General features: G+C 73.1%; 22 protein-coding genes. 17 read left to right on the top strand and 5 right to left on the bottom strand.

Annotated elements, in window-relative coordinates; translation table 11 throughout:
- Positions 1–71: 71 nt before the first annotated feature.
- From O7603_RS28275 to O7603_RS28295, 5 genes are all read left to right on the top strand, one after another.
- Positions 72–422, top strand: a complete 351-nt coding sequence (locus tag O7603_RS28275) for a VOC family protein (RefSeq protein ID WP_281572771.1) — start codon at positions 72–74, stop codon at positions 420–422.
- 102 nt (positions 423–524) lie between these two features.
- Positions 525–1,769, top strand: coding sequence for a deoxyguanosinetriphosphate triphosphohydrolase (locus tag O7603_RS28280; protein WP_281576843.1), 1,245 nt, complete (start codon positions 525–527; stop codon positions 1,767–1,769).
- 15 nt (positions 1,770–1,784) lie between these two features.
- Complete coding sequence (locus tag O7603_RS28285) at positions 1,785–2,615, top strand: siderophore-interacting protein (RefSeq protein ID WP_281572772.1); 831 nt, start codon at positions 1,785–1,787, stop codon at positions 2,613–2,615.
- 282 nt (positions 2,616–2,897) lie between these two features.
- On the top strand, positions 2,898–4,766 hold the full coding sequence (gene dnaG, locus O7603_RS28290; protein ID WP_281572773.1) for a DNA primase: 1,869 nt from the start codon (positions 2,898–2,900) through the stop codon (positions 4,764–4,766).
- A 1-nt stretch (position 4,767) separates the two neighbouring features.
- Complete coding sequence (locus tag O7603_RS28295) at positions 4,768–5,304, top strand: hypothetical protein (protein WP_281572774.1); 537 nt, start codon at positions 4,768–4,770, stop codon at positions 5,302–5,304.
- Positions 5,305–5,330: 26 nt separating this feature from the next.
- On the opposite strand, the gene O7603_RS28300 is transcribed toward O7603_RS28295, so the two are convergent.
- Positions 5,331–6,335 carry a TAXI family TRAP transporter solute-binding subunit gene (locus O7603_RS28300; protein WP_348651092.1) on the bottom strand — a complete coding sequence of 335 codons (1,005 nt, stop codon included), beginning with the start codon at positions 6,333–6,335 and terminating at the stop codon, positions 5,331–5,333.
- Between the two features lie 11 nt (positions 6,336–6,346).
- Complete coding sequence (locus tag O7603_RS28305) at positions 6,347–8,752, bottom strand: TRAP transporter fused permease subunit (protein WP_281572776.1); 2,406 nt, start codon at positions 8,750–8,752, stop codon at positions 6,347–6,349.
- Between the two features lie 94 nt (positions 8,753–8,846).
- On the opposite strand from O7603_RS28305, the gene O7603_RS28310 reads away from it, so the two are divergent.
- The gene (locus tag O7603_RS28310) at positions 8,847–9,779 is read left to right on the top strand and encodes an ABC transporter ATP-binding protein (protein WP_281572777.1); all 933 of its coding nucleotides are present in this window, start codon (positions 8,847–8,849) and stop codon (positions 9,777–9,779) included.
- A 175-nt stretch (positions 9,780–9,954) separates the two neighbouring features.
- Here O7603_RS28310 and O7603_RS28315 read toward each other — a convergent pair whose 3' ends face one another.
- Both O7603_RS28315 and O7603_RS28320 read right to left on the bottom strand, forming a co-directional pair.
- Positions 9,955–10,287, bottom strand: a complete 333-nt coding sequence (locus O7603_RS28315; RefSeq protein WP_281572778.1) for a hypothetical protein — start codon at positions 10,285–10,287, stop codon at positions 9,955–9,957.
- Positions 10,284–10,601: a helix-turn-helix transcriptional regulator gene (locus tag O7603_RS28320; protein ID WP_281572779.1), complete on the bottom strand. Its 318-nt coding sequence runs from the start codon at positions 10,599–10,601 to the stop codon at positions 10,284–10,286. Before O7603_RS28320 ends, O7603_RS28315 begins: the two co-directional genes overlap by 4 nt.
- A 272-nt stretch (positions 10,602–10,873) precedes the next feature.
- On the opposite strand from O7603_RS28320, the gene O7603_RS28325 reads away from it, so the two are divergent.
- The 3 genes from O7603_RS28325 to O7603_RS28335 all read left to right on the top strand — a co-directional run bounded on the left by O7603_RS28325 (position 10,874) and on the right by O7603_RS28335 (position 13,636).
- On the top strand, positions 10,874–11,674 hold the full coding sequence (locus O7603_RS28325) for an ABC transporter permease (RefSeq protein ID WP_281576844.1): 801 nt from the start codon (positions 10,874–10,876) through the stop codon (positions 11,672–11,674).
- Positions 11,675–11,685: 11 nt separating this feature from the next.
- Positions 11,686–12,495, top strand: a complete 810-nt coding sequence (locus O7603_RS28330; RefSeq protein ID WP_281572780.1) for an ABC transporter permease — start codon at positions 11,686–11,688, stop codon at positions 12,493–12,495.
- 64 nt (positions 12,496–12,559) lie between these two features.
- A complete protein-coding gene (locus tag O7603_RS28335) occupies positions 12,560–13,636 on the top strand; it encodes a YihY/virulence factor BrkB family protein (RefSeq protein WP_281572781.1) in 1,077 nt (358 codons plus the stop codon).
- An 86-nt stretch (positions 13,637–13,722) separates the two neighbouring features.
- Here O7603_RS28335 and O7603_RS28340 read toward each other — a convergent pair whose 3' ends face one another.
- Positions 13,723–14,196, bottom strand: coding sequence for a hypothetical protein (locus tag O7603_RS28340; protein ID WP_281572782.1), 474 nt, complete (start codon positions 14,194–14,196; stop codon positions 13,723–13,725).
- Between the two features lie 611 nt (positions 14,197–14,807).
- Between O7603_RS28340 and O7603_RS28345 the strand changes: the two genes are divergently transcribed.
- The 8 genes from O7603_RS28345 (at position 14,808) to O7603_RS28380 (ending at position 24,891) form a co-directional block, all read left to right on the top strand.
- A complete protein-coding gene (locus O7603_RS28345) occupies positions 14,808–15,986 on the top strand; it encodes an ROK family protein (RefSeq protein WP_281572783.1) in 1,179 nt (392 codons plus the stop codon).
- 145 nt (positions 15,987–16,131) lie between these two features.
- Positions 16,132–17,646, top strand: coding sequence for a sugar ABC transporter ATP-binding protein (locus tag O7603_RS28350; RefSeq protein WP_281576845.1), 1,515 nt, complete (start codon positions 16,132–16,134; stop codon positions 17,644–17,646).
- Complete coding sequence (locus O7603_RS28355) at positions 17,643–18,770, top strand: ABC transporter permease (protein WP_281572784.1); 1,128 nt, start codon at positions 17,643–17,645, stop codon at positions 18,768–18,770. Before O7603_RS28350 ends, O7603_RS28355 begins: the two co-directional genes overlap by 4 nt.
- Before the next feature lie 95 nt (positions 18,771–18,865).
- A complete protein-coding gene (locus tag O7603_RS28360; protein ID WP_281572785.1) occupies positions 18,866–19,918 on the top strand; it encodes a substrate-binding domain-containing protein in 1,053 nt (350 codons plus the stop codon).
- 20 nt (positions 19,919–19,938) lie between these two features.
- Positions 19,939–21,183 carry a Gfo/Idh/MocA family oxidoreductase gene (locus O7603_RS28365; RefSeq protein WP_281572786.1) on the top strand — a complete coding sequence of 415 codons (1,245 nt, stop codon included), beginning with the start codon at positions 19,939–19,941 and terminating at the stop codon, positions 21,181–21,183.
- Positions 21,184–21,825: 642 nt separating this feature from the next.
- Positions 21,826–22,992, top strand: a complete 1,167-nt coding sequence (locus tag O7603_RS28370; RefSeq protein WP_281572787.1) for an inositol-3-phosphate synthase — start codon at positions 21,826–21,828, stop codon at positions 22,990–22,992.
- Positions 22,976–23,992 carry an SCO3242 family prenyltransferase gene (locus tag O7603_RS28375; RefSeq protein ID WP_281572788.1) on the top strand — a complete coding sequence of 339 codons (1,017 nt, stop codon included), beginning with the start codon at positions 22,976–22,978 and terminating at the stop codon, positions 23,990–23,992. The genes O7603_RS28370 and O7603_RS28375 overlap by 17 nt, the downstream gene beginning before the upstream one ends.
- Entirely contained in the window at positions 23,989–24,891 is a 903-nt protein-coding gene (locus O7603_RS28380; protein WP_281572789.1) for a sugar phosphate isomerase/epimerase family protein, read from the top strand. The genes O7603_RS28375 and O7603_RS28380 overlap by 4 nt, the downstream gene beginning before the upstream one ends.
- Positions 24,892–24,913 lie beyond the last annotated feature (22 nt).

The raw sequence follows: 24,913 nt of genomic DNA on the forward strand, positions 1-24,913 counted from the left end.
GGCGCGCCGCGCCGCGCGTACCGGCGTAACCTTGGCTGGCTCGTAACCCGTCGATGCGGAAGGGTGGCTGCATGACCAGCGTCTGGGAGAACCTGACCGTCGACGCCCACGATCCGGCCCGGCTGGCCCGCTGGTGGGCCGAGGCCCTCGGCTACCAGGTGGTCAACGAGCGGCCGAACGAGGTGGAGATCCGTCAGTCGGCGGACCGGCTCCCCGGCATCGTCTTCGTGCCGGTCACCGAGCCCAAGGAGACCAAGAACCGGCTGCACATCGACCTGCGCCCCAGTGACCAGGAGGCCGAGGTCGAGCGGCTGGTCGACATGGGCGCCCGGCACGTCGACATCGGCCAGGGCGACGTCGGTTGGACGGTGCTCGCCGACCCGGAGGGCAACGAATTCTGCGTGCTCCGGCAACGGAGTTAGGGCCGGTGTCCACGTCCCTGGCCGGCCCGCGGCGGGCCCGGACGACACAGACCCTGGGTCGGTGACCGGTTGAGCGGTCAGCCGTCCGGTGTCGCGCCGGACGTGGAACGGCGGGTCGCGGAGCCGCCGAAGGACACCGGGTACGGCCGTTCCCCGTACGAGCGGGACCGCGCCCGGGTGCTGCACTCCGCGGCGTTCCGCCGGCTTGCCGCGAAGACACAGGTGCACACCGCCGGCACCGACGACTTCCTGCGGACCCGGCTGACCCACTCGCTGGAGGTCGCCCAGATCGCCCGGGAGATGGGCGCGCGGCTGGGCTGCGACCCGGACGTGGTGGACGTCGCCGGGCTGGCCCACGACCTCGGCCACCCGCCGTTCGGGCACAACGGCGAGGCCGCTCTCGACCTGCTCGCCAGCCCGTGCGGCGGCTTCGAGGGCAACGCCCAGACGCTGCGGGTGCTGGCCCGGCTGGAGGCGAAGGTGGTCGCCCCGGACGGCTCCTCCGCCGGGCTGAACCTCACCCGCGCCTCGCTCGACGCGGTCGGCAAGTACCCGTGGCGGCGCCGTCCCGGGCAGCGCAAGTTCGGGGTGTACGCGGACGACGCCGAGGTGTTCGGCTGGATCCGGGCGGGCGCGCCCCCGGGCGACCGGCGCTGCCTGGAGGCGCAGGTGATGGACTGGGCCGACGACGTGGCGTACTCGGTGCACGACGTCGAGGACGGCATCCACGGCGGGTACGTGCGGCTCCGCCCGCTGCTCGACGACGCCGACGAACGGGCCGCGCTCTGCGCCGACGTGGCGGCCACCTACTCCGGCGAGTCCCCGGCCGACCTCGGTGCGGTGCTGGTCGACCTGCTCGCCGACCCGGTGCTCGCCCCGCTGGCCGGTTACGACGGCAGCCACCGGGCGCAGGCGGCGCTCAAGGCCACCACCAGCGTGCTGACCGGCCGCTTCGTCTCCGCCGCGGTGGCCGCCACGCAGGAGCGGTTCGGCCCCGGCCCGCACCGCCGGTACGGCGCGGACCTGGTGGTGCCCAGGCCGGTGCGGGCGCGCTGCGCGCTGCTGAAGGGCATCGCGCTGCGCTATGTGATGCGACGCGCGGGCGCCGGGGAGCGGTACGAACGGCAGCGCCAGATCCTCGCCGAGCTGGTGGCCGCCCTGGTCGAGCGGGCACCGGACGGTCTGGACCCGGTGTTCGCCCCGCTGTGGGCGACCGCGCCGGACGACGACGCCCGGCTGCGGGTGGTGATCGACCAGGTCGCCTCGCTGACCGACCCGGCCGCGGTGGCCTGGCACACCCGGCTGGTCCGACACGGCACACCGCCGGTGGGCAGCTCGGCTGGTTAGGGTAGCCTAACCAGCATGACGGAGCGCCGTACGAAGGTGACGTCGGTTCGGGTCCTGCGCACCGAGCGGCCCACCCCGCACCTGATCCGGTTGGTCCTCGGTGGCGAGGACCTGGCCGGCCTGCCGGTGGGCGAGTTCACCGACCACTACATCAAGCTGGTCTTCCCGCCGCCCGGCGTCACCTACCCGACCGCGCCCGACCTCGCCGCGATCCGCCGCGACCTGCCGCGTGAGCAGTGGCCGCGGCTGCGCGCGTACACCGTACGGGCGTGGGACGCGCGCGCGGGGGAGCTGACCGTCGACGTGGTCCACCACGGCGACGAGGGGCTGGCCGGCCCGTGGGCGGCGGCCCTGCGCCCCGGCGACCCCGTGCACTTCGTCGGCCCCGGCGGCGCGTACGCCCCGAGCCCGGAGGCCGACTGGCACCTGCTGGTGGGCGACGAGAGCGCGCTGCCGGCGATCGCCGCGGCGTTGGAGCGGCTGCCGTTCGGCGCCCCGGCCCGGGTGCTGGTCGAGACCAGTGGCCCGGCCGAGGAGCAGTCGCTGCCCAGCCCGGGCGCGGTCGAGCTGACCTGGTTGCACCGGGGTGACCGGCCGGTCGGCCAGGCGCTGGTGGCGGCCGTGCGAGGCCTGGACTTCCCGGCCGGGGCGGTGCACGCGTTCGTGCACGGCGAGGCGACCTTCGTCAAGGAGCTGCGCCGGCTGCTCCGCGTCGAGCGGGGCGTGCCCCGGGACATGCTCTCCATCTCCGGCTACTGGCGTCGCGGCATGGACGACGAGGGCTGGCGGGCCAGCAAGCCCGAGTGGACCCGGCAGGCGGAGGCCGAGGAGTCCGTCGCCGCCTGACCGGCCCGTCCCGGGGTGCGGCGAAGAGTTCGAACCAGGTGGCGTGCCGGTGGCCGGCCTCGTCGACGGGTGGCCGTCGGTCGACGGGCGACGAGCCGGCCGGCCAGTCGATTCCAGCGGGCTCCGTCGCCCCGTCGCCTCCGCATCTGCCCATGCTCACCGCTGCGGATCGGAACCTGGGGCGAAACCGGGCAAGATGTACGCGGTCCGCGCCACACCCCGCGCCCCCGCCCGTACGTCGTCGGTCCGGCAGGGCAGGATGTACGCCGAGGGGGTGCATCCATGGCTGGCCGGATCCGGGACGAGGACATCGCGCTGGTCCGCGAGCGCACCTCGATCGCGGAGGTCATCTCCGACACGGTGACCCTCAAGGCGGCGGGCGGCGGCAACCTCAAGGGGCTCTGCCCGTTCCACGACGAGAAGAGCCCGTCGTTCAACGTCTCGCCGGCCCGCAACGTCTGGTACTGCTTCGGTTGCGGCGCCGGTGGCGACGCCATCAAGTTCCTGATGGACGCCGATCACCTCAGCTTCGTCGAGGCGGTCGAGCGGCTCGCCGCGCGCGCCGGGCTCCAGCTGCGCTACGTCGAGGCCGACAACGCCACCCCCCGGAGCCGCCCGCAGCAGGGGCAACGGCAGCGGCTGGTCGCCGCGCACGCGGCCGCCGTCGAGTTCTACCGGGCCCAGCTCACCACCGCCGGCGCCCGGCCCGCCCGGGAGTTCCTCGCCCAGCGCGGCTTCGACCGGGCGGCCGCCGACCGCTACGGCTGCGGCTTCGCCCCGGACGCCTGGGACCTGCTCACCAAACACCTGCGCCAGCAGGGCTTCACCGCCGACGAGCTGACCACCGCCGGGCTGTCCCGCCCGTCCCGCTCCGGCAGCCTGATCGACCGGTTCCGGCGGCGGCTGATGTGGCCGATCCGGGACATCACCGGCGACGTGATCGGCTTCGGCGCCCGCAAGCTCTTCGACGACGACGACGGCCCGAAGTACCTCAACACCCCCGAGACGCCGATCTACAAGAAGTCGCACGTCCTCTATGGCATCGACCAGGCCAAGCGGGAGATCGCCAAGCAGGGCAAGGTGGTCGTGGTCGAGGGCTACACCGACGTGATGGCCTGCCACATGGCGGACGTGCCGACGGCGGTGGCGACCTGCGGCACGGCGTTCGGCGCGGACCACATCGCCGTGCTCCGACGGGTGCTCTTCGACAGCGACGAACGAGCCGGGGAGATCATCTTCACCTTCGACGGGGACGCCGCCGGGCAGAAGGCCGCGCTCCGCGCCTTCGAGGACGACCAGCGGTTCGTCGGGCGTACCTTCATCGCGGTCAGCCCCGACAACATGGACCCGTGCGAGCTGCGGCTGGCCAAGGGCGACCTGGCGGTCCGCGACCTGGTCGCCCGCCGCGAGCCCCTGGTCGACTTCGCGCTGCGGCACGTGATCAGCCGCTACGACCTGGACACCGTCGACGGCCGGGTGGAGGCCATGCGCCGGGCCGCGCCGCTGGTCGCCAAACTCAAGGATCGCGAGAAGCGTCCGGAGTACGTCCGCAAGCTCGCCGGCGACCTGGGCATGGAGATCGAGCCCGTGCAGCGGGCGGTGCTGGCCGCGGCGTCGGCCCCCGCCGGCCGGGAGGCCTCCGCGCCGGCGCCCCGGCCGGCCGCCGAGCCGAGCGTGGACAGCCCTCAGTCGATGGTCGAGCGGGAGGCGCTGAAGCTCGCTCTCCAGCAGCCGGTGCTGGCCGGGCCGATGTTCGACGCGGTGGAGGCCGCGGAGTACCGGCACCCCGTCCACGTCGCGCTCCGCGAAGCGGTCGCGGCGGCCGGCGGGGCCTCGGCGGCCACCGGCGGCGCGGTGTGGATCGAGTCGGTCCGGGACGCCGCCCAGGACCTCGCTGCCCAGGCCCTCGTCGCCGAGCTGGCCGTCGAGCCGTTGCGGATCGACGGCGACCCGGATCCGCGGTACGTGTCGGTGACCATGGCCCGCCTGCAGTGGGGGTCGGTGACCGGCCGGATCAGGGACCTCAAGTCCCGGATCCAGCGGATCAACCCGGTGAGCAACAAGGACGAGTACTTCGCGCTCTTCGGCGAGCTGCTGTCGTTGGAGCAGCACGCCCGGGCGTTGCGGGAGCAGGCGGCGGGAGGCCTCTGAGATGGGACTGTTCAACCGCAGGCCGAAGCTGCCGCCGGCCGACCGGCCGCCACTGGCGCCCGACGAGCGGGTGCTGGCCTGGGCGGCCTCCGGCAACGGCGAGGGCGACGGCGTGCTGGTGGCCAGCAACCTCGGGCTCTGGCTGCCCGGCCGGGCGCACCGGCTCGGCTGGCACGACCTGCTCAAGGCGGTCTGGTCCGGGCGCGAGCTGACCGTCACCCCGGCGGAGGAGCTCGCCGAGCGGGACGCCTACCGGGTGGTCGCCGACGGCCCCGCGGAGACCTACCTGCTGCTCGATCCGGGCGACCTGCCGCACCAGGTGCGGGCCCGCGTCACCCGCTCCGTGGCGTACACCCAGGAGCACCCGGTGCCCGGCGGCTCCGGCCGGATCGCCGCCCGCCGGGTGCCCGGTGTGGACGGTCTGAGCTGGACGGTCCGCTACGACCCGGGCACTCCGGTGGACGACCCCGAGGTGGTCGCCGAGACCGGCCGGCTGGTCGCCGCCGCCCGGGCGGCGACCGCTCCCGCCGACGTCTGAGGCGGGAGCGGCCGACGACCCGTGGGTCAGCGTGCCCCGAGGTCCTGCAACGCCTTCTCCGCGCCGCGGTGCAGCGGCACCGGGTCGGTGTTGCGGGCGTTGTCGAGGGTGATGCCCTTCGCGGCCGGGTTCGCCTGGGCCAGCGCGTCCTTCTTCTCGAACAGCGTGCGGGTGATGGCGCAGGCGACGTTGGCGTCCAGGTCCTCGCGCACCAGCAGCACGTTCGGCACCACGATGGTCGGGGTGTCGGCCGCCGTGCGGTACGCGTCCTTGCCGATCGTGCCTGCCTGGTAGGCGGGGTTCAGCTCGGCCATCTTCGGCAGCAGCGGCGTGATGTCGAGGAACTTCACCTGGTCGCCGGCCGTGGTGAACAGGTCGGTCACCCCGCCGGTGGGCAGGCCGCCGGACCAGAAGAAGCCGTCGATGCTGCCGTCCTTGACGCCCTCGACCGTCTTGGTGAGGTCGAGCCGCTGCGCCTGGACGTCCTTGGCCGGGTCGAGGCCGGCCGCCTCGAGCAGCCGGTTGGCGATGACCTCGGTGCCCGACTTGGGGGAACCGGTGGAGATCCTCTTGCCCTTCATGTCGGCCACCGAGGCGATGCCGGCGTCGGCCCGCACCACCACCTGGGTGTAGTTGTCGTAGATCCGGGCCAGCGCCTGCACCGGCTGCGCCGAGGTGAAGCTGCCCTTGCCCTGCACCGCGTTGACCGCGGTGTCGAAGAGCGAGAAGGCCACGTCGTACTGGCCGGCGACCAGTTGCTCGACGTTCTGCACCGAGGCGCCGGTCTCGGCGGCCGTGCCGCTCAGCTTGCCGCCGGTGGCGCCGGAGAGCTGACCGGCGAGGGCGTTGCCGACCACGTAGTAGACGCCGGTGGCGTTGCCGGTCGCGATGCCCACCCGGGTGTCCCGGGTCACCTCGCAGGTCACCTCGCTCGCGGTGTCGTCCCGGGCCGCGCCGCCCTGCTTGCCGCCGCAGCCCACCGTGCCCGCCGCGACGAGGGCGAGCACGCCGACGCCCGCGACCAGCCGCATCTTCTTCCCGCTCACTGTCCTACCTCCCTGAGGTCCACCGGTGATCCGGCCCGCGGCCCGCCGGCTCGACCGGCCGATCCGCGTCGTACGAACACCCCCGCCACCGCCAGGGCGGCCAGCCCGACGCCGATCGCCACCGGCACGGGGTCGAGCCAGAGCAGGGTCACGCCGGCGAGCGCGGCGAGCAGCCGTTCCGGCCCGCCGGCGGGGCCCACGCCGGGCAGCCAGCCGCCCGCCGCGACGGCCAGCACGGCGACGCTGAGCGCGACCACCACGGCGGCGACCGCGACCTGTCGCGGGCCCCCGATGCCGAGCAGGCCCAGCCCGGCGGGTGTGATCACGAAGGCGATCGGGGTCAGGTACGCCGGCAGCGCGTAGCGCAGGGTCTGCCACATCGTGGGCACCAGCCGGCCGCCGGTGACCGCGGCGGCGGCGACGGCGGCGAGCGCGGTCGGCGGGGACACCTCGGAGAGCGCCGCGAAGTAGAAGACGAACATCGCGGCGGCCGGGGTCGCGACCCCCAGGTCGATCAGCGCCGGACCGATGATCACCCAACCGATCACGAACGAGGCGGTGACCGGCACGGCGAGACCCAGCAGGCTGAGCGCGACGGCGGCGAGCACCGCGGTGAGCGCCAGCACCAGGGTCGGGTCCGAGGTGACCGCCCGGGCGCCGTCGAGCAGCAGCGCCGCCGCCTGCGGACCGAGGCCGGTCTTGGTGGTGGTCGCGGTGATGATCCCGGCGGCGGCGCACACCGCGGCCACCGCGAGCACCCCGCGTACGCCGGTGACCAGGGCGGTCAGCAGTCGGGCCGGGGTGAGCCGGTTGGCGCGGTCCAGGAAGGACAGCACGGCCGCCAGCGCGGTGGCGAGGACCACCGCCCGGGTCGCCGACATCCCCACGGCGAGCAGCACGATGATGACGAGCAGCGAGGCGAAGTGGTAGCCGAACCGGGCCAGCAGCCGCCACGGCGAGGTGGCGTCGATCGCCACCGGGCGCACGCCGGAGCGCCGTGCGTCGATCTCCACGGAGAGCAGGATGCCGAGGTAGTAGAGGACGGTCGGCACGGTCGCCCAGCCGAGGACCTGGAGGTAGGAGACGCCGAGGTACTCGGCGATGATGAACGCCGCCGCGCCGAGGGTCGGGGGCGAGAGGATCGCGCCGACCCCGGCCGCGGCCAGCATGCCGCCGGCCCGCTCCGCCGGGTAGCCGGCCCGCCGAAGGATCGGCCAGGTGACCGCGCCGATGCTCACGGTGGTGGCCGCTCCGGAACCGGAAACCGTGCCGAGCAGGAATCCGGAGGCGACGGCGGTCCGTCCGGCGGCCGTGCGCGAGCGCCGGAACGCCGCGGTGGACAGCTCCACGAAGAATCGCCCGGCGCCGGAGAGGTCGAGCACCGCTCCGTAGATGGTGAACAGCACGATGTACGAGGCGGCGACGTCGAGCGGGGGGCCGTAGAAGCCGCTGTCGGAGTTGTAGAACGCGTCGACCAGCTGGCTGAAGTCCAGTCCCGCGTGGGCCACCGGCCAGGACTGCGGCAGCAGCCCGCCGTAGTAGCCGTAGCCGAGGAAGAGCAGACAGACCGCGGGCAGGATCCACCCGGTGGTCCGCCGGCACGCCTCGAGCAGAAGCAGGAGCAGGACGGTGCCCATGGCCAGGTCCAGCGGCACGAGCAGGCCCTGCCGGTCGAGGAAGGCGTCGTACCCGCCGCCGCCCGAGCCGAGCGGGAGCGGCAGCACCGGGTAGAGGCAGGCGGCCAGCGCCAGCAGGGCCAGCGCCCAGTCGGTGACGGACGGCCGGCTGCGCGCCGCCGCTGCCGCCTGCCGGCCCTTGTCGCCGGGCCGCTGTCCCTCCTGGACCGTCGACCCGCCAGCAGCGGACCGGCGGGTGCGACGCAGCCGCTCCCGCAACCGCAGGTCGGCCGGGTAGGCGAGGAACACCAGCGGCAGGATGCCCGCGAGGAAGATGATCAGGTAGTACTTGCTGCCCTGCGGCAGCGGCCGGAACACCTGCCAGAGGGCGAGCAGGCCGACCGCCAGCGCCACGCCGGCGACGAGCAGGCCGGCCGGCCCGGTCAGCACCCGGCCCGGCTTCTCGTCCTCGAACTGGGTGGCCAGCTCCGGCACCCCGCCGGGCGCGCCGGGCCGCGCCGCCCGCTCGCCGTCGTCGCGGCCCGGTGCCGGTGCGCCCGCCCGCGTCGGGGCCGGGTCCGGCGCCTCGGCCGAGCCCGCCGGCTCGTCGCCCCCGCGCGGATCGGCCGGTGGCCCGGCGGTGTCGATGGGCTCGTCGGTCGAGGCGTTCGCGCCGCCCGCCGGTCGCGGCGCTGGGGCAACCCCGTCCGGCTCGGCTCCGGTGCCGGTCGAACCGGCCGGGCGCGGCGTCGGCGGCGAACCGTCGGAGGAGCGGATGGTCGACACAGAGGGACGATACACGTCGATGGACTGCCGGCGGGGGCGGCGCGAGGCGCGTAAATGAGGTGGAGCTGTCGGACCCGGTGGCTAGGGTCAGGCGGTGACTACGGCTCAACCACTCATCCAGGCCCGGGGGCTGGTGAAGCGGTTCGGCGACTTCACGGCCGTCGACGGCATCGACGTCGAGGTGCTTCCCGGCGAGGCGTTCGGCTTTCTCGGGCCGAACGGCGCGGGCAAGTCCTCCACCATGCGGATGATCGGCTGCATCTCCCCGCCCACCGGCGGCGAGCTGCGCATCCTCGGCATGGATCCGGTCCGTGACGGGCCGGCGATCCGGGCCCGGCTGGGAGTGTGCCCGCAGCTGGACAACCTGGACCCCGAGCTCACCGTCCGGGAGAACCTGACCACCTACGCGCGCTACTTCGGCATCCCGCGCCGGATCGCCCGGGACCGGGCCACCGAGCTGCTCGACTTCGTCCAGCTGGCCGAGCGGGCCGACAGCAAGGTGGAGCCGCTCTCCGGTGGCATGAAACGGCGACTCACCATCGCCCGGGCGCTGGTCAACGAACCCGACATCGTGCTTCTCGACGAGCCGACGACCGGCCTCGACCCGCAGGCCCGGCACCTGGTCTGGGAGCGGCTGTTCCGGCTCAAGCAGCAGGGCGTCACGCTGGTGCTGACCACCCATTACATGGACGAGGCCGAGCAGCTCTGCGACCGCCTGGTGGTGATGGACAACGGCCGGATCGTCGCCGAGGGCTCGCCCCGTGCGCTGATCGAGCGGCACTCCACCCGCGAGGTGGTGGAGCTGCGGTTCGCCGCCGAGTCGCAGGAGGCGTTCGCCGGCAAGCTCGACGGGCTGGGGGAGCGGGTCGAGGTGCTGCCCGACCGGATCCTGCTCTACGTCGCCGACGGCGACGCGGCGCTGGCCGAGGTGCACGCCCTGGGCCTCGTCCCGGCCAACGTGCTGGTCCGGCGCACCAGCCTCGAGGACGTGTTCCTGCACCTCACCGGCCGCACCCTGGTCGACTGAGTCGCGCTGGGCCGGTCAGCCTGGCCGCGGCCGGAGCGGGAAGTCGATCGTTGACGGACAGGACGCACCTTCCGCGGCGTGTCGAAGTCCCTGAGCCGTCAACGATCGGCGTCGTCTTCATGAGGTGGTCGGCGCGGAAACGGTCGGTCAGGGGGGCGTGTTCCGCGGGGCCGGCTCACTGGGCGAGCAGCGCCCCGACACCGGCGAGCAGCGCCATGGTGGACAGCGCGGCGAGGGCGGCCGCTCGCCGACGGGCGTTCCGGCCGCCGACGAGACGCACGGCGAGAGCGAGTGGGCCGATGGGAAGCATGGCGGGCTCCTTCCGGGTGGTGAGCGCGATCCGGGTGGCGGCGAGGGCGATTCCCGCCGCGACCCGCATCGGCGACAGGCCGAGTTCGGCGGCGCCGCAGACGTCGGCCCGCCACTGTTCGAGATAGCGGCGCCGCAGCGCCGTGTCGGGCAGCAGCGCCGTCGCGCAGCGGACCAGGGCCAGGGCCAGCCGGTTCATCCGGCCTCCCGAGGTCGGAAGGGGCGCGGCGTGACGCCTCGCGCGGTCGCGCGAGCGCAGACCCGGCGGGCCTCCTGAGCACCCTCGACGGTGAGTTCGTACAGCCGTCTCCGGGGACCGCGCCGCTCGGTCTCCACCTCCCAGGAGGAGACCACCCAGCCGTGCTGTTCGAGGCGCTCCAGCAGGGGGTAGACGCTGCCCGACGGCCGCCCGGTGGTCTTGATGACCTCCAGGCCCCAGCGGGGCCGGTCGCTGTCGAGCAGCACCTGGAGCACGTCGACAGTGGCGGCGCCGATGCGTCCGAGTGGTTCCACGGGACTGATCCTACCTATGTAGATTAAGACTGTCCACCGGATCTGACCCGTCACCCCCGGACGACGTGATCCACCACCGGGTCGGTGACCTGGCGGTGTCCGAGTGACCGGGACGCCGCCAGGTCCGCGAAACGGAGTGGATCAAACCGGGGCGGAAACTGCCGCGACACGTACGCCGGCCGGCCATAGGGTGGCTCCGGCCTGTCGTACCCCCGGGGTAGGAAAGGCCGGGGCGGGCGGACGGCGAGTCGGGGGTGGTGGTCGTGGCGGGCGTGGTGCCATCGGTGCGGGAGCGGGCGCGGCCGTCGCTGCCGCGGGTGCCGGCGCTGGCCGTGCTGAACTTCTTCCTGGTCGGCTACCGGCGCACGTGGCGGGCGGGGGTCTTCTCCTCGTTCCTGCTGCCGGTCCTGACCGTGCTCGGGTTCGGCCTCGGTGTCGGCGCCTACATCGACCAGGGCGTCGGCGGGGTGCGCTACCTCGACTGGCTGGTGCCCGGGCTGATCGCCTCGACCGCGCTCCAGGTGGCGATCGGCGAGGCGACCTGGCCGGTGTTCAGCAACTTCCAGTGGATCAAGACCTACTTCGCGCAGAGCGCCGCCCCGCTGCGGGTCGGCGACATCCTGGCCGGCAACCTGCTCTTCGTGCTGGTCCGGGTGCTCACCACCATCGCGGCGTTCCTGGTGGTCACCGGGGTGTTCGGCGCGCTCCGCTCACCCTGGGCGGTGGCCGCGCTGCCGGTGGCGGCGCTGCTCGGCCTGGCCGTCGCCGCGCCGACCTTCGCCTACAGCGCGACGGTGTCCAGCGACAGCTGGCTGGCGATGCTGTTCCGCTTCGCGGTCATCCCGATGACGCTCTTCGCCGGGGTGTTCTTCCCGGTCGAGAGCCTGCCCGCGGCGCTGCGCTGGCTGGCGTACGCCACACCGCTCTGGCACGCGGTCGACCTCTGCCGGGCCGCCACGCTCGGCGTCGCTCCGCAGTGGTCGGTCGCCGGCCACCTGCTCTACCTCGCGGCCTGGGCGTCGGGCGGGTGGCTGCTCGCCCGCCGGGCCTTCGGCCGCCGGCTCGTCGTCTAGGGAGGGGTTCCGTGGTCAGTCTGGTGCTGCCCCGGCTGGTCGACGTGTCGGCCGCGTCGCGCCGGTCGGTCTCGGTGGCCGAGCGCAACGTCGCGGCGCTGAAGTCGGTCTACTGGCTGCTGCTCGTGTCCGGCTTCGTCGAGCCGCTGCTCTACCTGCTCTCGATCGGTGTGGGCGTCGGCGCGCTGGTCGGCGACCTCACGCTGCCCGGTGGTGAGGTGGTCACCTACGCGGCGTTCGTCGCACCGGCGATGCTCGCCTCGTCGGCGATGACCGGGGCGCTCGCCGAGACCACCTTCAACTTCTTCGGAAAGATGAAGTACATGAAGCTGTACGACGGGGTGATCGCCACCCCCGTGCAGCCGTTCGAGATCGCCCTCGGCGAGCTGGGCTGGGCGATGCTCCGGGGCAGCGCCTACTCGGCGGCCTTCCTGGTGGTGATGGCGGCGATGGACCTGACCACGGTCGGGCGGGCGGTGACCGCCTTCCCCGCCGCCGTGCTGGTGGGCTTCGCCTTCGGTGCGCTCGGCATGGCGCTGTCCACGTTCATGCGCAGCTGGCAGGATTTCGACCTCATGGGCTCGGCCCAGTTCACCCTCTTCCTCTTCTCCGGCACGTTCGTCCCCGCGGAGGCCTACCCGGTCGTGCTGCGGTGGGTGGTCGAGGTGACCCCGCTCTATCGGTCGGTGCACCTGATCCGGGGGGTCTCGCTGGGCACCGCCGGGTGGGCCTGGCTGCTCGACGTGCTCTACCTGGTCGCGGTGATGGCGCTGGGTCTCCTGGTGGCTTCGCGCCGGATGGGCCGGTTGCTCTACAGGTAGGTGGTTATCCGTCGTCGTCGTCGGGGCATGTCGAGGGGACACCACCGACGATGAGGAGGGTCGAATGGCCGCGGACGAGTCTTCCGCCCGGCGTGCGGGCGACCGGGACGACAGCGCCGGACCGGCGGCCGAGGGCACCCACGCCGACCGCGACCAGCGCCGTGACCGCGGGCCGGTCGGGCCGGACGAGGGTCCGCAGAGCCCGACCGCGCTGCCCGGCACCGGATGGAAGGCGGCGCTGCGCCGGACGGTGCGGGAGTTCCAGGAGGACAACCTGACCGACTGGGCGGCGGCCCTGACCTACTACGGGGTGCTCTCCATCTTCCCCGGCCTGCTGGTGCTGATCTCGATCCTCGGCCTGCTCGGCTCGGGTGCGACCGAGAGCGTCCGGGACACCGTGAGCCAGGCGATCCCGGAGGGCAACATCCAGCGCATCCTCGAACAGGCGATCGATCAGGCTAAGCAGTCCGGCGGGCTGGCCAGCCTCGCCGCGGTGCTGGGTCTGCTCGCCGCCTTCTGGTCCGCCTCCGGCTACATCGCGGCCTTCATGCGCGCCTCCAACGCCATCTACGACGTGCCCGAGGGGCGGCCGATCTGGAAGACGCTGCCGATCCGGGTCGGGGTGACCGCCGTGATCGGGGTGATGCTGCTGATCAGCGCGGTGATCGTCGTCTTCACCGGCCGCCTGGCCGAGGCGGCCGGTGAGGCGATCGGCCTCGGCTCCACCGCGGTGACGGTCTGGAACATCGCGAAGTGGCCGGTGCTGCTGGTCCTGGTCAGCCTGATGTTCGCCATCCTCTACTGGGCCTCGCCGAACGCCCGGCACGGCGGCTTCCGGTGGGTCAGCCCGGGCGGGGTGCTCGCCGTCGTGGTCTGGCTGGTGGTGTCCGGCCTCTTCGCGCTCTATGTGAGCAACTTCGGCTCGTACAACAAGACGTACGGGACGCTCGCCGGCGTGATCGTGTTCCTGATCTGGCTGTGGTTGACGAACATCGCGATCCTGCTCGGGGCGGAGTTCGACGCCGAGTTGGAGCGCAGCCGGGCCATCGCGGCCGGCCACGCCGCCGACGAGGAGCCGTACGTGGAGTTGCGCGACGACCGCAAGCTCCGCAAGGCCAAGCGTCGCCGAACGGACAGGTGAATTGCCGAACCGATTTCGGGTGCACTGCCTGCCGCCCATTTCACAACAGGCGGCGGGCAGTGCATCTCCATTTAGTGCGACTTGCCTCAGCTGCAGTAATCGAGATCGCACCAGCTGTTGAGGGTGATTTCCTGAAGGTCGTTGACCTTGTGCCAACCCGGGTAGTACCTGTTTCCGACGGTGTCGCTGTAGTAGTAGCCAGCGGGGACCTGGAATCCGTCGGTGTCCCGGAACTCGTAGTAGTAGCTGGAATCCGAACCGGGCCCGGCGCCCGCCGGGAGCCACATCGTCTTGGTGTTGGACGGCCAGTTGCCGGAGATCTTCAGGGAGCGGCCGAGCCGGTTCTTCACCTCGCCGCAGAAGATGCCCGCCGTGCAGTTCCCGAGCGGGGCGATGTCGCCGTCGACGGCCTCCGGCGCAGCTTGCGGCGCGGATGGCGCGACCGCAACAGGAGCGCTGGAGCCCGCGGAGGGTGCCGCCGCCTGGGCCGTGGACGGTGCGAGGACCGCGAGGACCGCTACCGCGGATGCGGCCGCGAGAAAGCGCGTCGTCCGATTCATTGGGTTCCCTTCGTCTCGGGTGTCGTGACCCGCCAGAACGGAAGGTCGCCGCAATGGAACAATTGCGGTGTGCGACTCGCCCCCGTAGCTGTCGTCGTTCGGGACGCTATCGGGGGCGTTGAAGGTTGTCAATCAAACAACTAATGACGTGGCTGGTCTCCGCCGTTAATCCCGCTGGCCGGACCGAGGATCGGATGCCACTCAAGGTGCCGCCGAGGGCCGCGGCCGGCTCGGGCGAGCGGCTCGCGCGCGCCTGATCGGCCGACCCTGGCCCTCCCGTCGGCGTCGGGGGCCTGGGCGGCGGCCCGCCCGGTGCCCCCGGGCGTCGATCGCGGTGTGCCCGTGATCGCGCGTCGGGTGGAGGGGGGCGGCCGCGCGGCCGGTGGCTTCGGCCTCGCTGTCCGCGACGCCGTCGGCGCAACAGGTGATCCAAACGCGGGCACGCGCCGCCACGACACCCCCGTTACCAAAACTTCTGTCTGATTGAGCAAAAGTTAGCGACGGATCAGCTGAAGCCCTGGACATGCGGCGCGGAAGACTCCTACTGTGTCGGACACAACACATCGCCATTGCGTCGATGTGACAGGACCGCGATGCGGAGGTGAGTCCCGGTGCGGACGGAGGACCCGCTGCACGTACGCCTCTTGCGGTTGCTGCGCGACGAGGGTGCGGTGTCCCGGGCTGAGCTGGGCGACCGGCTGCAGATGCCGCGCCCCCGGCTGCTGGCCGAGTTGGAACGGCTGGTGGGGCTGGGTTACGTGGCGGAGGCCGGGTTGGCCGCCTCCCGGGGCGGCCGTCGGTCCACTCTGGTGGAACTCAGCCCGCACCTGCGCTTTGCCGCCGTCGACCTGGGCGCCAGCTCGATCGACGTCGAGGTGGTCAACGGCCGACTGGAGCCGGTCGCGGCGTACGCGGAGCCGGCCGACATCCGCTCCGGGCCGAAGCTCACCCTCCAGCGGGTCAACGAGCTGCTGCACAAAGCCAAGGTGGACGGCGCGTACGAGCGGCTCGACGCGGTCGGCATCGGCGTTCCCGGCCCGGTGAGCTTCCGTGACGGCGTGCCGGTCTCGCCGCCGATCATGCCGGGGTGGGACCGGTTCCCCGTACGCGAGCTGCTCACCCGCGAGCACGGCTGCCCGGCGGTGGTCGACAACGACGTCAACATCATGGCGATCGGCGAGCGGCACGGTGGGGTCGCCCACTCGGTGGACGACTTCCTCTTCGTGAAGATCGGCACCGGCATCGGCTGCGGGATCTATCTGAGCGGCGAGGTCTACCGGGGCACCGACGGGTGCGCCGGCGACATCGGCCACATTCAGGTCGACTCGCACGGTCCGATGTGCTCCTGCGGCAACGTCGGCTGCCTGGAGGCGCTGTTCAGCGGGGCCGCGCTGGCCAAGGACGCGACCGCCGCGGCGCGCAGCGGCCTCTCGCCCGCGCTCGCCGAGCGGCTGGCCGCGAACGGTGTGGTGACCGCGCTGGACGTCGCCGAGGGCGCCGTCGAGGGGGACGTGACCTGCATCCAGCTGATCCGCGACGGTGGACGCCGGGTCGGTGGGGTGCTGGCCGGGCTGGTGAGCTTCACCAACCCGTCGATGATCGTGATCGGCGGCGGGCTGGCCCAGCTCGGGCACATCCTGCTCGCCGAGATCCGCAGCGTGGTCTACCGCCGGTCGCTGCCGTTGGCCACCGGCAATCTGCCTGTCGTCCTCTCCGAACTCGGCCCGCGGGCCGGGGTCGCCGGAGCGGCCGTGCTGGCCAGCGACGTGGCCTTCGGGGAGGCGTCGTGACCGTGTTCCTCGGGGAGGCGTCAAACGAGAGGGGGAGGAGGGCGTGGTGACCGAGCGCGAACCAGGTGAGCCGGTCGGGGGTGTGGACGGCGTGACGCCGGACGCGCCGCTGGTCGAGGCTCCAGCCGACACCGTCGCTGGCGAGGTGGTGCTGCGCCTCAGCGACGTGGTCAAGACCTTCCCGGGCGTCCGCGCGCTGGACGGGGTGCAGCTGGAGGTTCGCGCGGGCGAGGTGCACTGCCTGCTGGGCCAGAACGGCGCCGGCAAGTCGACCCTGATCAAGGTGCTCTCGGGGGTGCACCGGCCGGATTCCGGCCAGGTGGAGTGGCGCGGCGAGCCGGTCACCTTCGCCAACCCGCAGGCCGCGATGCGCGCCGGCATCGCCACCATCTACCAGGAGCTGGACCTGGTCGAGGACCTCTCCGTCGGGGAGAACGCCTTCCTCGGCCACGAGCCGCGCCGGTTCGGCTTCGTCCGCCGCGGCCAGATGGCCCGGCGTACCCGGCAGATCCTCGGCCGGCTCGGCCACGCCGAGATCCCGCCGGGCCGGACGGTCCGGAAGCTTCCCGCCGCCGGCAAGCAGATCGTGAGCATGGCACGCGCCCTCTCCCACGAGGCGCGACTGATCATCATGGACGAGCCGAGCGCGGTGCTGGCCCACGACGAGGTCGGCAACCTGTTCCGGATCATCCGGGAGCTGACCGCGCAGGGCATCGCCGTCATCTACATCTCCCACCGGCTGGAGGAGATCCGCGAGATCGGCGACCGGGTGACCGTCCTCAAGGACGGCCGGACGACCGCGGCGAACCTGCCGGCCCGCGACACCCCGACCCGCGACCTGGTCAGCCGGATGACCGGCCGGACCATCGAGTACGTCTTCCCCGAGCGGCCGGGCACCGAGGAGCGGTCCGACGCCGAGTTGCTGGCGGTCGACGGCCTGAGCCGCGCCGGCGAGTTCGCCGACGTGTCGCTGCGGGTCCGACCCGGGGAGATCGTCGGCATCGCCGGGCTGGTCGGCTCGGGCCGGTCCGAGCTGCTCGAGACCATCTACGGCGCGCGCCGGCCGGAGGTCGGCACGGTGCGGATGGCCGGCCAGGTGCTGCGGCCCGGCAACGTCGGCGCGGCGGTCCGCGCCGGCATGGGGATGGCTCCCGAGGAGCGCAAGAGCCAGGCGCTGCTGCTCGGCGAGCCGATCTACCGCAACGTCACCCTGTCCACCTTCGCCCGGTACGCCCGCGCCGGCTTCACCGACACCGCGAAGGAGCGCGCCGAGGCGGACCGGATCGCCGAGCGCCTGGAGCTGCGCCCCCGCGACGTCCGCCGGCAGGTGCGCACCCTCTCCGGCGGCAACCAGCAGAAGGTGGTGGTCGGGCGCTGGTTGCTCGGCGACACCAAGCTCCTCCTGCTCGACGAGCCGACCCGGGGCGTGGACATCGGTGCCCGGGCCGAGCTGTACCAGGTCATCCGGGCGCTGGCCGCCCAGGGCGTCGGGGTCCTGCTGGTCTCCAGCGAGGTGCCCGAGGTGCTCGGCCTGGCGGACCGGGTGCTGGTGATGCGGGAGGGGCGGGTGGTCCGCGAGGCCCCGGCCGGCGAACTCGACGAGAACACCGTGCTCGACCTCGTCATGGCGGGGTCCCTGATGGAAGGCGCACCGGCATGAGTGACGTGACTCCCACCGCGACGCCGGACCGGGCAGCCCCACTGCCGGCGCAGTCGCCGCCGGTGGATCCGGCGGTGACGGCGGCGGCCAGCGAGAAGGCGACCCCGACCGGCAATCGGCTCTCCTGGTGGCGGGGTGACGGTGGCGACGGCGCCAAGCGCAACCTCGGTCTGATCGGGGTGCTGGTCGCGCTCATCGCGGTAGGGGCGATCACCAAGCCCGACCTCTACGACGATCCGACCTGGGTCTGGAACAACATCCTGGCGATCCTGCAGCTCGCCTCCGTCGTCGGCGTGGTCACGGTTGGCATGACCTTTGTCATCATCGGCGGCGGCATCGACCTCTCGGTCGGCGCGATCGTGGCGCTGGCCGGGGTCTGGTGCACCACGGTGGCCACCCAGAGCTACGGCGCCGGCGGCATGATCTTCACGGCCATCGTGGTCGGCATCTGCGTGGGGCTGGTCAACGGCGTGCTGATCTCGTACGGGCGACTGGTGCCGTTCATCGCGACGCTCGCGATGCTGGTGGCCGCCCGCGGGCTCGCGGCCTCGATCTCCAACAAGCAGACCCAGGTCTCGAGCAGCACCTTCATCAACGACATCGCGGCGCGCAAGGTGCTCGGGATCCCGATCCTCGTCTACATCCTCGGCGCCGTCGTGGTGGCGGGGTGGGTCCTGCTCAACCGGACGACCTTCGGCCGGCGGACCATCGCCGTCGGCGGTAACCCGGAGGCCGCGCGGCTGGCCGGCATCAACGTCCGCCGGCACACCATGCTGCTCTACGCGCTGTCCGGCCTCTGCTGCGGCATCGCCGCCATCATGCTCACCTCCCAGGCCACCTCGGCCCAGGCGGCGATGGCCAACCTCTACGAGTTGGACGCGATCGCCGCCGCGATCATCGGCGGAACCCTGCTCAGCGGCGGCCGCGGCACGATCGTCGGCTCACTGCTCGGCGTGATCATCTTCGCCACGATCACCAACCTCTTCGCCATCAACGGCCTCTCCATCGAGGCGCAGAACATGGTCAAGGGCGGCATTATCGTCGCCGCCGTCCTGGTCCAGCAGTTCCAGTTCAAGTCCGTCACTCGGCTCCTCGCGCGGAACAGGCTCACCACCACAACCTGACGCACCGCACGTTGTCCCTGGCGACGTCGAGATCTTCGACAGTGGCCGGACCTCGCACACCCTCACCAACTGAAACCCGCTCCCAGGAGGTCGTCATGACCCAGCACAGTCGCGACCTGTCGCGCCGTCGGTTGCTGTTCGGCGGTGCCGCCGTCGGTGCCGCCACCCTGCTCACCGCCTGCACCAGCAACGAGACGCCGGCGGCCAGCACCCAGACCAAGGCCGCCGGAGACGGCGCCGGCAACAACGCTCCCGGCAAGAAGGTGGTCATCGGCTTCTCCGCCCCCGCCGCCGACCACGGCTGGATGGGCGCGATCCACGCCAACGCCAAGGCGCAGGCCGCCGCCTACTCCGACGTGGAGCTGAAGGAGGTCGACGGTGGCACGACCTCGGAGGCCCAGCGCTCCACGCTCGGCACGCTGATCGCCCAGAAGCCGGACATCATCGTCGTGCTGCCGCACGACGGCAAGGAGGTCAACGCCGTTGCCCTCCAGGCGATGCAGGCGGGCATCCCGATCGTGAACCTCGACCGGGTGTTCCCCGACGCACTGGCCTCGCGGCTGGTCATCAAGGGTGACAACTACGGTATGGGCGTCTCGGCCGGGCACTTCATCGGTAAGCAGCTGAAGGACAAGGGCGTCACCAACCCGGTGATCGGTGAGATCGCCGGTCTGGAGATCCCGCTGACCGTCGAGCGCAGCGCCGGCTTCGCGGCGGCCCTGGCCACCTACGGGTTCAAGGTGAACAACCGCCGCTCGGCCGAGTTCACCTCCGACAGCGGCCAGCGCGAGGCGGCCCAGCTGCTCCAGGCGCTCCCCAAGATCGACGCCATCTGGAACCACGACGACGACCAGGGCATCGGTGTGCTCGCCGCCATCAAGCAGGCCAACCGCTCCGAGTTCTTCATGGTCGGTGGCGCCGGCTCGAAGCTCGCGATCGAAGCGATCAAGGCCGACAACTCGGTGCTCAAGGCGACCGTCACCTACAACCCGTCGATGGCCTCGTCGGCGATCTCCCTCGCCCGGCTCATCGCGCAGGGCCGGGGCATGGGCGACCTCACGGAGCTGCAGGTGCCCAAGGAAGTGACCCTCGCCTCCGAGACGATCACCAAGGAGAACGCGAGCAACTACGAGAAGCTCGGGTTCTGACACACGGGGGGAGACCCACCTTGTCCACGAGAGACAGAGACCTGCGGGTCGGCATGGTCGGCTACGCGTTCATGGGCGCCGCGCACTCGCAGGCGTGGCGCACCGTGAACCGGGTGTACGACCTGCCGGCGCGGGCCCGGATGTCGCTGATCTGCGGCCGGGACGCCGGGAAGGTGGCCGACGCCGCCGACCGGCTCGGCTGGGAGGCGTACACCACCGATTGGCGTGACCTGATCAGCCGGGACGACATCGACGTGGTCGACGTCTGCACGCCCGGCGACAGCCACGCCGAGATCGCGCTCGCCGCGCTGGCCGCCGGGAAGCATGTGCTGTGCGAGAAGCCGTTGGCCAACACGGTGCAGGAGGCGAGGGCGATGGCCGCCGCGGCGGCCACGGCCCAGGCCGCCGGGGTGCGGTCGATGTGCGGGTTCAACTACCGCCGGGTGCCCGCGGTCACGATGATGCGTCAGCTCATCGCCGAGGGACGGCTCGGGGTGATCCGACACGTCCGCGCGACGTATCTGCAGGACTGGATCGTGGATCCGCAGTTCCCGCTGGTCTGGCGGCTGCAGAAGGACAGGGCGGGCTCGGGTGCGCTCGGTGACATCGGCGCGCACATCATCGACCTCACCCAGTACGTGACCGACCAGCGGATCACCGGGGTCAGCGCGGTGACCGAGACGTTCGTCCGGGAACGGCCGCTGTCGGCCGAGTCCAGCGGGCTGGCGGCCACGGCCGACGGCAACGGTGCGGGCGACGTCTCGGCCGCCGTCGACGGCCACGGCCCGGCCACCGGTCCGGTCACCGTGGACGACGCCGCGATCTTCGTGGCGCGGCTCGACGGTGGTGCGCTGGCCACGTACGAGGCGAGCCGGTTCGCCACCGGTCGCAAGAACGCCCTGCGTGTGGAGATCAACGGCTCGCTGGGCAGCCTGGTGTTCGACCTGGAACGCCTCAACGAGCTGGAGTTCTACGACGCGACGCTACCCACCGCCGAGCAGGGCTTCAGCCGCATCCTGGTGACCGAGGGCGACCACCCGTACATGTCGGCGTGGTGGCCGCCGGGCCACATCATCGGGTACGAGCACTCCTTCACCCACCAGATGCGGGACCTCATCGAGGCGATCGCCACCGGCGCCGACCCGGCGCCGTCCTTCGCCGACGCGTTGCAGGTCCAGCTGGTGCTGGACGCGGTGACCCGTTCGGCGGAGCTCGGTTCCTCGTGGACCGAGGTGGAGCCGGCGCTGACCGCGGTGGCCGTCTGACCGTCGGCCCGGCCGGGCGGATGTCCGGCCGGGCCCCCAGCCCTGACCCGTTCGCGGTGACGGAGATCCCCGCCGACACCGCCCCGAGAAGCTTTCCGGACCGACCGGCGAGGGACCGGCCGCGGTTGCGCCCCGCGGCCGGGACGAGGTCGGGCCCGGAGGGCGTGCAGCCGGGCCCGCGGCCCGGTGGCGCACGAGCAGGACGGCCGTCCGGTGCGGCCGGACCGGGATTCCCCGGCCGCACCGGAGGGCCGCCACCACCTCGACGATCCGGAGGAGCAGATGGCACCGCCCGCCTCTCGCGCGACCGTCACCGACCAGATCCGCCGACCCGCGGCGGACCGCGACTGCTGAGACGTCCGGCCGGGGCGTGCCACGCTCCGGCGTACCGGATGCGGGGGAGGCAGGGTCGAGACGCCGACCGACCCTGCCTGCCAGCCTCGTCCGCTCGGACCGCGTCGGGAGCCGGTCCGGCGCCGTCGCCGCCGACTTCGACGCCGGACCGTCCTCGGCACGGGACGGGCGGACGGGGCCCATCCGAACACATCCATGTTTTCGGGACCATCTATATCTTTCGGAATCAAATTCTGATATCAAGATAATTCGATGCACAACGGTCCTCCTGACCGGGGAAGGGGCGCCATGCGTACGGGTGTCTGGCTGGTGGGGGCGCGTGGTTCGGTCGCGACCACCAGCATCGTCGGAGGGCTCGCGCTGCGAGCCGGCCTCGCCGGGCCGACCGGCTGCGTCACCGAACTGCCCCAGCTGCGCGGCCCCGCCCTGCCGGCCTTCGCCGACCTGGTCTTCGGCGGCCACGACGTGGTCACCACCCCGCTCTGCAAGCGGGCCGAGGCGCTCGCCGCCAGCGGGGTGCTGCCCGGCCGGCTGGTCGCCGCCCTCCCCGACGAGCTCGCCGCGGTCGAGGACGAGCTGCGTCCCGCGCCGACCGGGGCGAGCCAGGCCGACCGGGCGGCCGCCACCGTCCGGGACCTCACCGACTTCCGCGAGCGACACCGGCTCGACCGGGTGGTCGTGGTCAACGTCTCGGCCACCGAGCCCGCCGCCCGACCGCACCCCGGGCACGCCGATCCGGCCGCCCTGCGCGATGCCCTGGCCGGCCCGGACGAGGTGCTGCCGGCCAGTTCGCTCTACGCGTTCGCGGCGCTGACGGCCGGCTGCCCGTACGTCGACTTCACCCCGTCCACCGGGGCCCGGCTGCCGGCGCTGCACACGCTCGCGGTCGAGCGCGGGCTGCCTTACGCCGGGCACGACGGCAAGACCGGGGAGACCCTGGTGAAGTCGGTGCTCGCCCCGATGTTCGCGATGCGGCACCTGACCGTGCGCTCCTGGTCCGGGGTCAACCTGCTCGGCGGCGGCGACGGCGCCAACCTGGCCGATCCGGCCGCCAACGCGGCCAAGGTGGAGAGCAAGCAGCGCGTGCTCGGCGAGACGCTCGGCTACGTGCCGCAGGGCGACACCCGGATCGACTTCGTCGAGGAGCTGGGCGACTTCAAGACCGCCTGGGACCTCATCACGTTCTCCGGCTTCCTCGGCACCGGGATGCGGATGGAGTTCACCTGGCACGGTTGCGACTCGGCGCTCGCCGCGCCGCTGGTGCTCGACCTGGCCCGGCTCACGGCCGCCGCGCACGCCGCCGGCCGGGTCGGCCCGCTGGCCGAGCTGGCGTTCTTCTTCAAGGACCCGCTCGGCGCGCCCACCCACTCGCTCGCCGAGCAGTGGACCCGGCTGACGGAGTTCACCCGCCAGCTGCACGCCGGGCGGGAGAGCGCCGATGGCCACGCTGGCTGACCTGGCCGAGCTGGTCCGGGCGCCGGCGGCGCTCTCGGTGCCCGGTGACGTGGTCGCCGGGGCCGCCGCGGCCGGGGCGCTCGACCGGCGTACGCCCGCCCTGGCCGGCGCCTCGGTGCTGCTCTACTGGGCCGGCATGGCCGCCAACGACTGGGCCGACCGGCGCCTGGACGCCGTCGAGCGGCCGGAGCGGCCGATCCCCAGCGGCCGGGTCCAGCCCGCCGCCGCGGTCGGTCTCGCCGCCGGCCTCACCGCCGCCGGGCTCGGGCTGGCCGCCGCCGCGGGCGGCCGGCGGGCGGCGGCGGTCGCGGTGCCGCTGGCCGCGGCCGTCTGGGGCTACGACCTGAGGGCGAAGAACACCGCCGCCGGCCCGGCCGTGATGGCCGCCTGCCGAGGGCTGGACGTGCTGCTCGGCGCCACCGGCGGGCGGCTGGCCCGCGCCCTGCCGGCGGCGTTGACCGTGGCCGCGCACACCTGGACGGTCACCGCGCTCTCCCGTCGGGAGGTCAGCGGCACCGACGCCACGCTGCCGCTGGGCACCCTCGCCGGCACCGCGCTGGTCGCCGCGAGCGCCGCCGCCGTACCCCGCCGGCACCCGCGTCGGGCGATTCCGCACCGGGGCCCGGACGATGCCGGCGCCCACCCCGCCCAGGACCGTGCCGCGGCCCGTCGGGATCCGGGCCGCGGCACGCCACGGCGGATCTCCGCCTGGGACGCCGGCGCGGCGGCCCCGTCCCGGTCCCGCCGCGGAGCCCTCGCCGCCGCGCTGCCCGCGGCGCTGGCCGCCTGGTACGCGGCCGGCTACGGCGCCGCGCAGGCCCGGGTGGTCGCCGAGCCGACCGCGGGCCGGGTGCGGGCCGCGGTCGGCGCCGGGATCACCGGGTTGCCCGCTCTGCAGGGCGCGCTGACCGCGCGCGGCGGCGCCGGGCTGCTGGGGCTCGCGGTCGCCGCGGCGGCGCCGCTGGGTCGCCGGCTCGCCCGGAAGGTGTCGCCGACATGACCGCGCCCCGCCTCGGCTACGGCACCAACGGGTTCGCCAACCACCGGCTGGACGACGCGCTCGCCGTGCTCGCCGACCTCGGCTACGTCGGGGTGGCGCTCACCCTGGACCACGACCACCTCGATCCGTTCGCGCCGGCCCTGGTGCGGCGGGTGTCCGCCGTCCGCCGCCGGCTGGAGGCCCTCGGCCTCGCGGTGGTCGTCGAGACGGGCGCCCGTTACCTGCTCGACCCGTGGCACAAGCACGCGCCGACCCTGCTGCACGACGACCCCACCCGGCGGATCGAGTTCCTGCGCCGGGCCGTGCGGATCGGCGCCGACCTGGGTGCGGAGGCCGTGTCGTTCTGGGCCGGCGTACGCCCCGAGGCCGTCCCGCCGCGGACCGCCTGGGACCGGCTGGTCGCCGGGTGCGCCACGGTGGTCGACGCGGCCGACCGGGTCGGCGTGCCGCTGGGCTTCGAGCCGGAGCCAGGCATGCTGGTCGAGGACATCGCCGGCTGGCGCCGGTTGCGTACCGGGCTCGACGACCCGGGCTGCTTCGGCATCACCCTCGACATCGGACACTGTCGCTGCCTGGAGCCGTGGTCCGCGCCCCGGTGCGTGCACGAGGTGGCGGAGCACCTGGTCAACGTCCAGATCGACGACATGCGCCGGGGTGTGCACGAACACCTCGAGTTCGGCGAAGGCGAGATCGACTTCCCGCCCGTGCTGCGCGCGCTGGACGACGCCGGCTACCGCGGCCTGGTCGCCGTGGAGTTGCCCCGGCACTCGCACGCCGCGCCCGCCGTGGCGGCCCGGTCGCTGGACTTCCTGCGCGCCGCGGCGGCGGCCGTCGCACCGCCCCTCAGCTCCGCACCCGTCGACGCGTCACCGGCCGGAGAGGCCGCGGTGCGTATGTAGGTGCGGAGCAGGGGGTCCGGGA

Origin of the sequence: Micromonospora sp. WMMD812, assembly GCF_027497215.1 — a bacterium.
GTDB lineage: Bacteria > Actinomycetota > Actinomycetes > Mycobacteriales > Micromonosporaceae > Micromonospora.

Excerpts from the sequence above, each read along its gene's own strand:
- O7603_RS28300 (WP_348651092.1), bottom strand. The coding sequence starts at position 6,335 with ATGCGGCTGGTCGCGGGCGTCGGCGTGCTCGCCCTCGTCGCGGCGGGC.
- O7603_RS28375 (WP_281572788.1), top strand. The coding sequence starts at position 22,976 with ATGGCCACGCTGGCTGACCTGGCCGAGCTGGTCCGGGCGCCGGCGGCG.
- O7603_RS28340 (WP_281572782.1), bottom strand. The coding sequence starts at position 14,196 with ATGAATCGGACGACGCGCTTTCTCGCGGCCGCATCCGCGGTAGCGGTC.
- O7603_RS28380 (WP_281572789.1), top strand. The coding sequence starts at position 23,989 with ATGACCGCGCCCCGCCTCGGCTACGGCACCAACGGGTTCGCCAACCAC.
- O7603_RS28315 (WP_281572778.1), bottom strand. The coding sequence starts at position 10,287 with ATGAACCGGCTGGCCCTGGCCCTGGTCCGCTGCGCGACGGCGCTGCTG.
- O7603_RS28275 (WP_281572771.1), top strand. The coding sequence starts at position 72 with ATGACCAGCGTCTGGGAGAACCTGACCGTCGACGCCCACGATCCGGCC.
- O7603_RS28285 (WP_281572772.1), top strand. The coding sequence starts at position 1,785 with ATGACGGAGCGCCGTACGAAGGTGACGTCGGTTCGGGTCCTGCGCACC.
- O7603_RS28335 (WP_281572781.1), top strand. The coding sequence starts at position 12,560 with ATGGCCGCGGACGAGTCTTCCGCCCGGCGTGCGGGCGACCGGGACGAC.
- dnaG (WP_281572773.1), top strand. The coding sequence starts at position 2,898 with ATGGCTGGCCGGATCCGGGACGAGGACATCGCGCTGGTCCGCGAGCGC.
- O7603_RS28295 (WP_281572774.1), top strand. The coding sequence starts at position 4,768 with ATGGGACTGTTCAACCGCAGGCCGAAGCTGCCGCCGGCCGACCGGCCG.
- O7603_RS28360 (WP_281572785.1), top strand. The coding sequence starts at position 18,866 with ATGACCCAGCACAGTCGCGACCTGTCGCGCCGTCGGTTGCTGTTCGGC.
- O7603_RS28370 (WP_281572787.1), top strand. The coding sequence starts at position 21,826 with ATGCGTACGGGTGTCTGGCTGGTGGGGGCGCGTGGTTCGGTCGCGACC.
- O7603_RS28355 (WP_281572784.1), top strand. The coding sequence starts at position 17,643 with ATGAGTGACGTGACTCCCACCGCGACGCCGGACCGGGCAGCCCCACTG.